The 11,878-nt window shown below is 63.4% G+C and carries 13 protein-coding genes, 2 pseudogenes and 1 riboswitch; of the genes and pseudogenes, 9 read left to right on the top strand and 6 right to left on the bottom strand.

Going from position 1 to position 11,878, the window contains the following annotated elements; translation table 11 throughout:
- Nucleotides 1-20: 20 nt before the first annotated feature.
- Nucleotides 21-611 (top strand): TetR/AcrR family transcriptional regulator, encoded by a 591-nt coding sequence (locus EOA75_RS06495; protein WP_066998060.1) that lies wholly within the window; start codon nucleotides 21-23, stop codon nucleotides 609-611.
- A 144-nt stretch (nucleotides 612-755) separates the two neighbouring features.
- Nucleotides 756-1,736 (top strand): hypothetical protein, encoded by a 981-nt coding sequence (locus tag EOA75_RS06500; RefSeq protein ID WP_127323897.1) that lies wholly within the window; start codon nucleotides 756-758, stop codon nucleotides 1,734-1,736.
- 241 nt (nucleotides 1,737-1,977) lie between these two features.
- On the opposite strand, the gene EOA75_RS06505 is transcribed toward EOA75_RS06500, so the two are convergent.
- From EOA75_RS06505 to bluB, 5 genes and pseudogenes are all read right to left on the bottom strand, one after another.
- Nucleotides 1,978-2,832 (bottom strand): D-amino-acid transaminase, encoded by an 855-nt coding sequence (locus EOA75_RS06505; protein ID WP_127241297.1) that lies wholly within the window; start codon nucleotides 2,830-2,832, stop codon nucleotides 1,978-1,980.
- A 190-nt stretch (nucleotides 2,833-3,022) separates the two neighbouring features.
- Nucleotides 3,023-3,181 carry a hypothetical protein gene (locus EOA75_RS34895; protein ID WP_245466582.1) on the bottom strand — a complete coding sequence of 53 codons (159 nt, stop codon included), beginning with the start codon at nucleotides 3,179-3,181 and terminating at the stop codon, nucleotides 3,023-3,025.
- A 106-nt stretch (nucleotides 3,182-3,287) separates the two neighbouring features.
- Nucleotides 3,288-3,494, bottom strand: a pseudogene (locus EOA75_RS34900) (aminotransferase class V-fold PLP-dependent enzyme); the annotation flags it as partial.
- On the bottom strand, nucleotides 3,416-4,204 hold the full coding sequence (locus EOA75_RS06510) for an aminotransferase class V-fold PLP-dependent enzyme (protein WP_245466581.1): 789 nt from the start codon (nucleotides 4,202-4,204) through the stop codon (nucleotides 3,416-3,418). The pseudogene EOA75_RS34900 and the gene EOA75_RS06510, both read right to left, overlap by 79 nt.
- A 348-nt stretch (nucleotides 4,205-4,552) precedes the next feature.
- Nucleotides 4,553-5,284 carry a 5,6-dimethylbenzimidazole synthase gene (bluB, locus tag EOA75_RS06515; protein ID WP_127215632.1) on the bottom strand — a complete coding sequence of 244 codons (732 nt, stop codon included), beginning with the start codon at nucleotides 5,282-5,284 and terminating at the stop codon, nucleotides 4,553-4,555.
- Nucleotides 5,285-5,326: 42 nt separating this feature from the next.
- Nucleotides 5,327-5,505: riboswitch (cobalamin riboswitch) on the bottom strand.
- A 114-nt stretch (nucleotides 5,506-5,619) separates the two neighbouring features.
- On the opposite strand from bluB, the gene EOA75_RS06520 reads away from it, so the two are divergent.
- The 6 genes from EOA75_RS06520 (at nucleotide 5,620) to EOA75_RS06545 (ending at nucleotide 10,669) form a co-directional block, all read left to right on the top strand.
- Nucleotides 5,620-6,546, top strand: a complete 927-nt coding sequence (locus EOA75_RS06520) for a histone deacetylase family protein (protein WP_066998053.1) — start codon at nucleotides 5,620-5,622, stop codon at nucleotides 6,544-6,546.
- Nucleotides 6,547-6,549: 3 nt separating this feature from the next.
- Nucleotides 6,550-6,801 carry an exodeoxyribonuclease VII small subunit gene (locus EOA75_RS06525; RefSeq protein WP_095778033.1) on the top strand — a complete coding sequence of 84 codons (252 nt, stop codon included), beginning with the start codon at nucleotides 6,550-6,552 and terminating at the stop codon, nucleotides 6,799-6,801.
- Nucleotides 6,802-6,992: 191 nt separating this feature from the next.
- On the top strand, nucleotides 6,993-7,259 hold the full coding sequence (locus EOA75_RS06530; protein WP_127215633.1) for a DUF2277 domain-containing protein: 267 nt from the start codon (nucleotides 6,993-6,995) through the stop codon (nucleotides 7,257-7,259).
- Nucleotides 7,260-7,267: 8 nt separating this feature from the next.
- Nucleotides 7,268-8,188, top strand: a complete 921-nt coding sequence (locus EOA75_RS06535; RefSeq protein WP_095777992.1) for a pirin family protein — start codon at nucleotides 7,268-7,270, stop codon at nucleotides 8,186-8,188.
- A gap of 132 nt (nucleotides 8,189-8,320) precedes the next feature.
- Entirely contained in the window at nucleotides 8,321-10,234 is a 1,914-nt protein-coding gene (dxs, locus tag EOA75_RS06540) for a 1-deoxy-D-xylulose-5-phosphate synthase (protein ID WP_127323898.1), read from the top strand.
- Between the two features lie 150 nt (nucleotides 10,235-10,384).
- The gene (locus tag EOA75_RS06545; protein ID WP_127323899.1) at nucleotides 10,385-10,669 is read left to right on the top strand and encodes a hypothetical protein; all 285 of its coding nucleotides are present in this window, start codon (nucleotides 10,385-10,387) and stop codon (nucleotides 10,667-10,669) included.
- Here EOA75_RS06545 and EOA75_RS06550 read toward each other — a convergent pair.
- Nucleotides 10,666-11,068 (bottom strand): annotated as a pseudogene (locus EOA75_RS06550) (GFA family protein). The gene EOA75_RS06545 and the pseudogene EOA75_RS06550 overlap by 4 nt on opposite strands.
- Before the next feature lie 114 nt (nucleotides 11,069-11,182).
- On the opposite strand from EOA75_RS06550, the gene EOA75_RS06555 reads away from it, so the two are divergent.
- A partial coding sequence (locus EOA75_RS06555) for a TlyA family RNA methyltransferase (protein WP_164747294.1) occupies nucleotides 11,183-11,878 on the top strand: 696 nt, incomplete at its 3' end.

An 11,878-nucleotide genomic window follows, 5' to 3' on the forward strand; every position in this document is an offset into this window, starting at 1 on the left:
TGTGAATAAGGCCAGGAGCCATGCATAAGCCCCGCAAGGAGATGATCGCCGAGACGCGCGCCAAGCTGATCGCGGCCGCGCGCCATGCCTTCGGCACGATCGGCTATGCCGAGGCCTCGATGGACGATTTCACCGCTTCGGCGGGTCTGACGCGCGGCGCGCTCTATCATCATTTCGGCGACAAGAAGGGGCTGCTGCAGGCGGTGATCGCCGAGATCGACGCCGAGATGGCGGCGCGGGTGAACGAGGTGGCCTCGCGGGCGCCTACTCGCTGGCAGCATTTCGTCGACGAATGCACCACCTATATCGAGATGGCGCTTGAGCCGGAAATCCAGCGCATCATGTTCAGGGACGGCCCGGCCGTGCTCGGCGATCCGGCTCAGTGGCCCAACGCCAGCGCCTGCACGGCTTCAATGACCGATCACCTGTCAAAGCTGCAGGAGGAGGGCGTCGTCGTTCCCGATCTCGACCCCGAGACCGCAGCGCGGCTCATCAACGGCGCCAGTAGCCAGGCCTCGCAGCGCATCGCCAATGCCAAGGATCCGGAAGCGACGTCGAAGAAGGTTGTGGCGGCGTTCAAGCAGCTGCTGGAAGGCCTGAAAACCAAATAGCATCCGGTCGCGGCGTTCCGGGCAATCACTCGGGTCCGCGCTGCCTCAGACAATTGTCCCCCGCTCAAAATCCCTCCGACATTGACTTTGGCAGGAGCGAGCGCATCCTCTCCCGCCAATTCTCTGAGGCGGAGGGTCGGGGCCATGTGGGACTTCAGCATCGGCCGGTCGGTGTCCATCATGATGCGGACGTGGCCGTTCATCGTCTTTCGCATCATCGTCTATTTCGGCATCACGGTGGCCTACATAACAGCGACCGGTACCGGCGCCAGCGTCGGTTACGGCGTCGGCCACATCTCGACCGATCCGGACGGGCCGATGTCCTTTGCCTTGTGGGGTGGGATCGTCGGCTTCGGCGTGGTCTCGATCGCCGTCTACTGGATCCGCGAATACATTCTCTATGTGCTCAAGGCCGGCCATATCGCCGTCATGGTCCATCTGATCGACGGGCAGGACGTTCCCGACGGCCAGGGCCAGATCGCCTATGCGCGCGAAGTGGTGACGAAGCGCTTCGCCGAGGCCAACATCCTTTTCGTCGTCGACCAGCTGGTGAAAGGCGCCATCCGCGCCATCACCGGGCTGATCGGCGGCATTGCTGCATTCCTACCCATTCCAGGCTTGAGCGGTCTGGTGAGCTTCATCAACACCGTGATCCGCCTGTCGCTGACCTATGTCGACGAGATCATCCTCGGCTACAACATCCGCACCAATTCCAACTCGCCTTTCGAGACCGCCAGGCAAGGCGTCGTGCTCTATGCGCAGAACGGCAAGTTGATGGTCAAGAACGCCGTCTGGCTGGCGGTGATCATGTGGGGTGTATCCTTCGTCATCTTCCTTTTGATGCTGGCGCCCGCCGCCGCGATCCTCTGGGCCATGCCGGGCCAGCTTGCCGGCTGGGCCTTCGTGTTGGCCATCGTCTTCGCCTGGGCCTTCAAGGCGGCTTTCATCGAGCCCTTCGCCATCGCTTCGCTGATGCAGGTCTACTTCGCCACCATCGAGGGCCAGGTCCCCAATCCGGAATGGGACCGGCGCCTGGCCGAAGCCTCGTCCAAGTTCAGGGAATTGCGCGACAAGGCGCTCAGCCCCTTCGGCGGCTCGCGCTGGGATTCGCCAAGGACCGCTTGACTAGAGTCAGAGGAGATGCCCCGCCAATGGAAGGATCGCCGCCAGCATCTGGCGCGAACGCCAGCCTAGCAGCGGCCTTGTCAAGCTACTTGGGCGCCGCGAGTGCTCGGGCGAGCTATTCACGTGCAGGGCTGGCGTCAGGAGTGCTTGAGTTAGCGCGGTCCATATGCGCCCCAGTAACGCCACCGGCAGGTAGCGTATCGATGTTTGACGCCGCAGAGAACACCGTCGACGATCAACGCTAGATCGCCGATGCTCGGCTTCTATCGAGATAAATTTGTCGCAACCGCCGGGTGACTACGCCCGGCAGCCCGTTGCCGATCGGCGCACCATCCATCCTGACCACCGGGTTCACCAGCCCGGATGATGACGTTGAAAACGCCTCCGTCGCAAGTCTGGCCTCTACTACCGTGAATGGGCGCTCCTCCACCCGCAGATGAAGTTCACTTGCGCACTGCAGAACGACTGCCCGGGTAATCCCGTGCAGGATATCGCTCGAGAGATCCCGCGTGACGATCGTCCCATCCGAAGTCACGATATGGGCGTTGTTGGAAGAGCCTTCCGTGACGTAACCATCCCTCACTAGCCATGCGTCATCGGCGCCGCGTGATTTCGCCTGCATTTTGGCCATGGAGGGATACAGGAGTTGCACCGTTTTGATGTCGCAGCGCCGCCACCGGAGATCTTCCACGGTTATGACGTGCTGGCCGCGCATGGCGACCGGATTTTCGACAAGTGCCTTCTCTTGTGTGAAGAGCACCACGGTGTTCGGCGTATCCCGAGTAGGAAATATGAAATCGCGGTCGGCCGCGCCCCGGGTGATCTGCAAATAGACAAGTCCCTCGGATACATTGTTCCGTCCAATGAGCTCCCTGTGGATCTTCAAAAGATCTGCTTCGGTCAGGGAGAACGGCATATCGAGCTCACGGAGCGATCGCCGCAGGCGCGCCATGTGACTGGCAAAATCGACGAGCTTGCCATCAAGAACGAGCGTGACCTCATAGACTCCGTCGGCGAACAGGAAGCCCCGATCGAAGACCGAGATACGGGCCTCGCTTTCCGGTAGATAGGATCCACTCACATAGACTTGGCGCATTGATAGACCTCAAAAATGCAGACCACGCTCACGGCCTTGAGCGAAACTATTGAACTCTTGTCAGGGTGCAGGCCTAGGCAGCTTCAAGCGCAATAGCGGCGCTGCCATCCTGCACCCCTCGACTGCGAAAACGCTATTCGCCAGACAGCAGGCGGCTAAGGTCAGGCACAGCCCCGAGAAATTCGTCGGTTCACTCCACAGCGCTTCGCAGCGCGGCGACAAAGGCATCAAGATCGCGCTTAAGCATGTAAATGTGTGGCGAAACCCGCAAACCCTCGACGTGCTCGACCTTGCGGTATTTCACGTGGACCTGGTGTTTCTCGCGAAGGTCGCGCTCGAGTTGCTGCATGTCGATGCTGTCGATCGAAAACAGACTTATCGCAGCGAGGCTGTCCCGTGTCGGTCGGCGTATGGAGCCTGAAACCGGGAATGTCCTGGACGAGACCTACCCAATATCGGGTGAGTTCGCGCAGTCGCGCATGCATCCGTTCCGCGCCGATCGCCTTGTGGAATTGAATTGCGGGCGCGATTCCTGCCTGGACAGCGGAATTGTAGGTGCCGAGATTCCAATGGTCGAATCTGTCTATGTGCACCGCGGGCTGGTCGAAAGGTGCAAGCAATGGCCAGGTGGTATCGATCCGGCGTTCGCTGACGACCAGCATCCCGTTGCCGATAGGAGCACCGAGCCACTTGTGCAGGCTGGTGACAAAAAATCGCAATCGAGTTCGCGGAAGCTGACCGGCATCTGAGCAAAAGTCTGGGCACCGTCGACGACAGTCATGATGTCGCGCTCCCGCGCGATCTCGCAGAGCCGGTTCACCGGCAGGACACGCCCGTTCCAGTGGTACATGTGAGTCAGCTGCAGGACGCGGGTACGCGGGGTCATCGCCTGAACATAGGATTCGATGATGTCGTCGTCGCTGTCCATGAGGTCGAAGGTGCAGTTTACAACCTCGATGCCCTCGCGCTGTTGCCGCTGCAGCCAGCCCGCACGAACGCTGGGGTAGTCCCAAGGCGAGATCAGCACTTGATCGCCCTTAGTCAGCGGTATTCCGAAGATCGCTGTCGAAAGACCCTCCGACGAATTCCGGTTCAGCGCGATCTCTCCGGGGCTGCAATCGATCAGTTCCGCCAGCTCGCGTTTGATATGAGGAAGTGCTGTGTCGAGCTTGCTCCACATATTGTAGTCGGGATTGCGACTGATGAAGCGGTAGGCGTCAACCGTCGCTTCCTCGACAACAGTCGGTGGGGGACTGACCGCGGCGTTGTTCAAGTTGAGGAATGGTTCTTGCGGCGGGTATTTTGCGCGGATGCGCTCCCATTCCGCTTCGCCCTCATGTTCGGCGGACCGATCTATTGCAAAAAAGTTCATGGGAACGCGCCGGGTCTCATCTATCGCCCGACAATAAGCGCCGAAGCCCAGCTCAATCTGCCTATTCACATGAGAAGACAGAATTTAATTCCGAACGCCGGTGAATTCACCAGACGTTGAAGACCGAGAACGACATCGCTTGGCACAGGGTTAGCAGTGAGGAAGCGAGTGCGGAGATCCGGCCCAACCACGCCAAGAAGAACCGTCACGTTGTCAAGCGATGCGCGAACAATCCCCGGTTTTCTGAGAGCGGGCAACGACGGTCAGGCCTGCCAATGCGCCATTGCGCAAACGCGAAGCGCGATGGCGCGTTGCGGTTGGTGCGGGTCTATGGAACGCCGAGCGGTTCTAAGGCTTTAATCGTTCTCCGAGACGAGCGATCGCCGATTTGAGCGGCGCCTCGCCGGCGCCGCAAAAGGTCTCGCTCATCACCAGCTCGGGCAGCGGCAGGCGCTTGCCCCAGCCATGCGCTTCGAGGTCGGGCCTTGGCGCGAATTCCGAGACGCGGCCGACGCAGAGATAGGCGATCGGCGTGACGTGCTCGGGGATCGACAGCAGTCGCTTCAGCGCTTCGGGCTCGATGATGCTCACCCAGCCGACCCCGACGCCTTCCGCCCGCGCCGCGAGCCAGAAATTCTGCACCGCGCAGACGGTGCTGTAGAGGTCCATCTCCGGATTGTGCCAGCGCCCGAGCGGCGAGTTCTTCGAGCGCTGGCGGTCGCAGGTGATGCACAGGTTGAGCGCGCTTTCGCAGATGCCCTCGAGCTTCAGCTTGCGGTAGAGCGCCTGCCGGTCCGCCTCGATCGCCGGCAGTTCCTGTTCGCGCGCGGCCAAAAACAGGTCGCGCACCTGCCGCCGCCTTGTGGCGTCCCGGATGATGATGAAGTTCCAGGGCTGCATGTAGCCGACCGACGGCGCGTGGTGTGCCGCGGTGAGCAGCCGCGCCAAAACGCTGTCGTCGAGATCGTCGGCAAGGAAATGGCTGCGCACGTCGCGCCGGGTGAACATGGCCCGGTAGACGGCGTCGCGCGCCAATTGGTCAAAGTCATCGCCGCCGGCGGCGGCTGTTCGTGCCTGCATCGCTTGTCCCCTTGCGATAAGCAGTCCTCCGCCTGACCATGCGGATGACCATGTCTGCCGGGCCGGTCTTCTGGCTCGGGATCGACCCGCATCCGGCGCCTTCCCGTCTGGGACAGTGGCGTTTGCCGGCGCGGTCCCCCTCACAGCGTTGGGCACGCCACGGATTTCAACCGTGTTCCCGATTCTCCCGCGTTGCGGGCACCAGGCAGCGACGCGACCTTATCGCGAAGCCGAAGCCGGGCCAATGCCGCCAGCGACACGATTGGGCGCGATTTCCCCAATCATTCGGCGCTGAAACATGGCTATCCGTGCGACAGGTGCCTAGATTAGGCGCCATGACCACTCGTCTTTACACTCATCCGGTATTCCTGGAACACCTCACGCCGCCCGGCCACCCCGAGCGCCCCGACCGTTTGCGCGCCATCGAGCGCGTGCTCGACGACGAGGCTTTTTCGGCCCTCGACCGCGTCGAGGCGCCGGAAGGCGACGAGGCGACTATCCTTTACGCGCATCCGGAGGATTTCGTCGGCCGTGTCCGCGCTGCGATTCCCGAGACGGGGATCGTCTCGATCGATGCCGACACCAGCGCCAGCCCGAAAAGCTGGCAGGCCGCGGTGACGGCGATCGGCGCGGCGAACGCCGCCGTCGACGATGTGTTCGAGGGCCGTGCCGCCAATGTCTTCGTTGCCGCGCGTCCGCCCGGCCATCACGCCGAAAAAGCGACCGCGATGGGCTTTTGCCTGTTCAACACCGCGGCGATCGCCGCCCGTTATGCGCAGGAGAAGCATCTGGCCGAGCGCGTCGCCATCGTCGATTGGGATGTGCATCACGGCAACGGCACGCAGGACATTTTCTGGGACGATCCGTCGGTGCTCTATTGCTCGACCCACCAGATGCCGCTTTATCCGGGCACCGGTGCCAAGAGCGAGACCGGCGCCGGCAACATCGTCAACGCGCCGCTTGCGCCGAGCACCGGCAGCGACACGTTCCGCGACGCCTTCCTGTCGCGCGTGCTGCCGTCGATCGACGCCTTCCAGCCGGATCTGATCATCATTTCCGCCGGTTTCGATGCGCACCATCGCGATCCGCTGGCCGCGATCAACCTGACCGAGGACGATTTCGACTGGGCGACCGGCCAGCTGATGGAGCGCGCCGGGCGCCACAGCGGCAACCGGCTCGTCAGCCTGCTGGAGGGCGGTTACGATCTGCAAGGATTGGCATTTTCGGTCGCCGCCCATGTCGGGCGGCTGATGAAGGGATGAATGATGGCTGATGAAGCTAACCAAGACGTCAAGGCGATGAGCTTCGAACAGGCGCTCGACGCGCTGGAGAAGATCGTCGATGATCTGGAGCGCGGCGACGTTCCGCTCGACCAGTCGATCAAGATCTACGAGCGCGGCGAGGCGCTGAAGGCTCATTGCGACCGCTTGCTCAAGGCCGCCGAGGACAAGGTCGAGAAGATCAGGCTCTCGCGCGACGGCAAGCCGGTTGGAACGGAGCCGCTCGACGCCGAGTGAGGTGTATTGATATTCAGGTGAGGCCGCCTGCAAACGCGGCTTTCTGCGGTTCCGGTGCTCACGTCCTTCAAGTACGCTCCGGTCCGGTTCTCGGAACCCGCCATTTTCGGCTCGGTCTGACCTGAATCTCAACACACCTCGGTGCACAATGTCAGACCGGTTCGGGCAGAAAGCAGGTAAGGAGTTAAAGCATGTGCCGAAACATCAAGACCCTGTTCAACTTCGATCCGCCGGCGACCGACGACGAGGTCCATGACGCGGCGCTGCAGTTCGTTCGCAAGCTGAGCGGCGCGACCAAGCCGTCCAAGCGCAACGAGCATGCCTTCAACCACGCCGTCGAGGCGATCGCCGCCGCCGCGCGCGAGCTGCTTGACAGCCTCGAAACCACCCAGCATCCGCGCAACCGCGAGGATGAGGCCGCCAAGGCGAAGGCCCGATCCGCGCTCCGCTTCGCCTGACGCCGGTCATGAGCTTCTTTCCAGGCAACGATCCTGAGGCCGGCGACGCCTTCGCCTGCGACCAGATCGAGTTGATGGTCATTCCGAACGCCAAGGACATTGGCGGCTTCGAGGTTCGCCGCGCCTTGCCGACGGCGAAGCGCAGGCTGGTCGGTCCGTTCATCTTCTTCGACCGCATGGGTCCGGCCATCCTGCGCGCCGGCCATGCGATCGACGTGCGCCCGCATCCGCATATCGGGCTTTCCACCGTCACTTATCTGTTCGACGGCAAGATCAGGCATCGCGACTCGCTCGGCACCGAAATGGTGATCGCGCCGGGCGACGTGAATTTGATGACCGCCGGCCGCGGCATCGTTCATTCCGAGCGCACGCCCGAGGAATTGCGCGGCGCGCCGATGTCGATTTCCGGCCTGCAAACCTGGCTGGCGCTGCCGGACAGCAAGGAAGAAATCGCCCCGGTGTTCGCGAACACGTCGGTCGTCCAACTGCCCGAAATCGATGCCGAGGGCGTTAGCGGCCGCGTCGTCATCGGCGAATTTTCCGGGCTGCGCTCGCCCGTCGCGACCGCCTCGGAAACGCTCTATGCCGATCTGCGGCTGGCGGCGGGCGCCAGCGTCAAAATCCCCGGCGACGCCGAGGAACGCGCCATCTACACGCTGGAGGGCGAGGTTTCGATTGCCGGCGACCGTTTCCCGGCCGAGCGGCTTTTGGTGTTCAAACCGGGCGAGGAAATCGTCGTGTCGTCCGAGCGCGGCGCGCATTTCATGCTGTTCGGCGGAGCGTCGCTGGGCTCCAAGCGCTATATCTGGTGGAATTTCGTTTCGTCCTCGAAAGAACGCATCGAGCAGGCCAAGGAAGAATGGAAGACGGGCCGCTTCGATATCGTTCCTGGCGATGAGGAAGAATTCATTCCGCTGCCGGAAGGTTAGCGCAGGATGGACATTCTGCGCCAGGCGCGTCACTGACACGCATTTACATTGGCGCGCCATCAGCCTATCTCGCGCATAGCAAAGCGCATATTTGAAGGTTAACCCAAGGTTAAGTTGACAGGCCGTCCCAGAGTGAACCCGAAGCCTGACACGCCGCTCCTCGACAAAGTCCGCATCCCCGCGGATTTGCGGACGCTTGATGAAAGCGAGCTGCCGCAGCTGGCGACCGAACTGCGCGCGGAGCTGATCGATGCGGTGTCGCACACCGGCGGCCATCTTGGCGCCGGTCTCGGCGTCGTCGAGCTTACGGTTGCGCTGCACTATGTCTTCAACACGCCGGAAGACCGGCTGATCTGGGACGTTGGCCACCAGGCCTACCCGCACAAGATTCTGACCGGCCGCCGCGACCGCATCCGCACGCTTCGCCAGGAAGGCGGTCTCTCCGGCTTCACCCGGCGCGCAGAGAGCGAATACGACCCCTTCGGCGCAGCGCATTCCTCGACTTCGATTTCGGCCGGCCTCGGCATGGCGATGGGCCGCGACCTTGCGGGCGGCCGCAACAATGTCATCGCCGTCATCGGCGACGGCGCCATGTCCGCCGGGATGGCCTACGAGGCGATGAACAACGCCGGCGCGCTCAATGCCCGCCTGATCGTCATCCTCAACGACAACGACATGTCGATCGCCCCGCCGACCGGCGCGATGAGCGCCTATCTGGCGAGGCTTGCCTCCGGCAAGACCTATCTCGGCCTGCGCGATTTCGGCAAGAAGCTGACCTCCTATCTCGGCAAGCGCGCCGACAGCGCCATCACCCGCGCGGTCGAGCATGCGCGCGGTTACGTCACCGGCGGCACGCTGTTCGAGGAGATGGGATTCTTCCACATCGGCCCGATCGATGGACACAATTTGGAGCACCTGATCCCGGTGCTGAAGAACGTCCGCGATAATGGCGACGGTCCCATTCTGATCCATGTCGTCACCCAGAAGGGCAAGGGCTACGCGCCGGCGGAGGCCGCCGCCGACAAGTATCACGGCGTCAACAAGTTCGACGTCATCACCGGCGCGCAGGCGAAAGCGCCGGCCAACGCGCCGAGCTACACCAAGGTCTTCGCCGAGAGCCTGATCCAGGAGGCGCGCGAGGACGAACGAATCGTGGCGATCACCGCCGCCATGCCGAGTGGCACCGGCCTCGACCTCTTCGGCGAGGTGTTCCCGGCCCGAACCTTCGATGTCGGCATTGCCGAGCAGCACGCGGTGACCTTCGCCGCCGGCCTCGCCACCGAAGGCTACAAGCCCTTCGCCGCCATCTATTCGACCTTCCTGCAGCGCGCCTACGATCAGGTGGTGCACGACGTGGCAATCCAGAAACTGCCGGTGCGCTTCCCGATCGACCGCGCCGGCTTCGTCGGCGCCGACGGCGCCACGCACTGCGGCGCCTTCGACACGACCTTCCTCGCCTCGCTGCCTGGCTTCGTCGTCATGGCCGCCGCCGATGAGGCGGAGCTTCGCCATATGGTGCGCACGGCAGCCGACTACGACGGCGGCCCGATCGCCTTCCGCTATCCGCGCGGCAACGGCGTCGGCGTCGACATGCCGGAGCGCGGCTCAGTGCTCGAGATCGGCAAAGGTCGCATTCTCAAGGAAGGCACCAAGGTGGCGCTGCTCTCGTTCGGCACGCGGCTGCAGGATTGCCTGCTGGCCGCCGAGGAGCTCGGCGCCGCGGGCCTTTCGACCACCGTTGCCGACGCTCGCTTCGCCAAGCCGCTGGACGAGGATCTCATCCGCCGCCTGGCGCGCTCGCATGAGGTTCTCGTGACGGTCGAGGAGGGCGCGGTCGGCGGCTTCGCCAGCCAGGTGCTGCATTTCCTTGCCCATGAAGGCCTGTTGGAAAACGGTCTCAAGGTGCGCCCGCTGGTCTTGCCGGACGAGTTCACCGATCACGCCAAGCCTGAGAAGATGTATGCCGACGCGGGCCTCGACACGACCGGCATCGTGCAGACGGTCTTCGCCGCACTCGGCCATGGAATGCAGGCGCAGCGCGCCTGAATCGAAAACTCAGCTCTCCGATTGAGTTTGCCGGCTGCGGCTGCAACTGTTTGTTTAGGTTTTCATTTGGCCGTTCGGTTACCTTGTCTTTTGGCCGATTTTCAACGGGCGCCCTGCTAAAACCCTGGTCCTAGGCAGGGGATAAGAACAATGAAATCGTTCCTTTGCGGCATGGCCCTGCTGAGTGCCATGGCCGCGCCGGTGGCAGCCGAAACGCGTTACGACCGCAACCTCGAAAAGGCGGTGATGGACATCGTTGCCGGCAAGATGGGCAACATCCGCGGCGGCTTCTCCTACAAGCAGACTCCCCAACTGGTGGTGCCGCAGGAAGTCGCGCCGACGGCGCCGGCTCCTGCTGAGCCGCGCGAGCAGGCCTCCCACAATGACGGCCTGATGCCGGCGGTCGAGCGCCCGGTCTCGCGGACTATTTTCTAAAACCACATATCGCGCACGCAGCGGCCGTCGCGCGGCAGGTCGTCGAACGTTTCGAGGCCGTCGAAATGCTCGATCGGCAGGTCGGCGACCGCCTCCGGCGGGGCCAGCCTGACATTGACGGCGATGCGAGTGCGGCCGCTCGAGCCGGGAAGCAACCCGCGCCAGGCGAGCACACAGGCGCATTTCGGACAGAACAGGATTTCCAGCGCGGGCTCGGCCACCTCGACCCTCCTGTAGGAGCTCGTCGGACCTGCGATGCGGATGCGCTCGTCGACATAGTCATAGGCCCAGAGCGTGCCGTAGCGGCGGCAAAGGGTGCAGTTGCAGGCGGTGATCGATCCCGGATCGCCTTCCAGCGTCCAGTGCGCGGGCGCCGCAATGGCAGGTTCCCTTCAGCATGGCTCTTCCTCGCCCGGGTGAGCGGACTATAGGCACCGGCATTCTGCCGTGCCCCGCGCCATATTCAACAGGGCTGCCATTGCCTTCGCCGCCGGCTTTCGCCAATGAAGGCCGATGAGTTCCTCTTTGCCCGCCAGCGCGCGTCCGCGTCTCGACGAACTGCTCGTCGCACGTGGCCTGTTCGCCAGCCGTTCCCGCGCCCGCGACGCGATCGAACGCGGCACCGTCACTGTCGACGGCGCAGTCGCCCGCAAGCCGGGCCAGCCCGTCGCGCCACACTGTGTCGTTGCTGTCGACGATCCGGCGCAGGCCTATGTGTCGCGCGCGGCGCTGAAGCTGATTGCCGGCCTCGACCATTTCGGCCTCGATCCCTCTGGGCATGAGGCGCTCGATATCGGCGCCTCGACCGGCGGCTTCACCCAGGTGCTGCTCGAGCGTGGCGCTACCCATGTCACGGCGATCGATGTCGGTCACGGCCAGATGAACCCGGAAATTGCCGCCGATCGGCGGGTCACGGTCATTGAAGAGCTGAATGCGCGGGACCTGACCGCCGCCGATCTTGGCGACCGCGTTCCGGACTTCCTGGTCTGCGATGTCAGCTTCATCTCGCTGAAGCTGGCGCTGCCGCCGGCGCTGGCCTTGGCGGGCGAGGGCGCCAGGGCGCTGCTTCTCGTCAAGCCGCAATTCGAGGCGGGTCGCGAGGCGATCGGCAAGGGCGGACTGCTCAAGGACCCGAGCGAGGCCGAGCGCATCGCCGCCGGTTTGCGCGACTGGCTTGCCGGCATGCCGGGCTGGCGCGTGCTTGGGCTG

Source organism: Mesorhizobium sp. M1A.F.Ca.IN.022.07.1.1, from assembly GCF_003997575.1.
Lineage (GTDB): Bacteria > Pseudomonadota > Alphaproteobacteria > Rhizobiales > Rhizobiaceae > Mesorhizobium.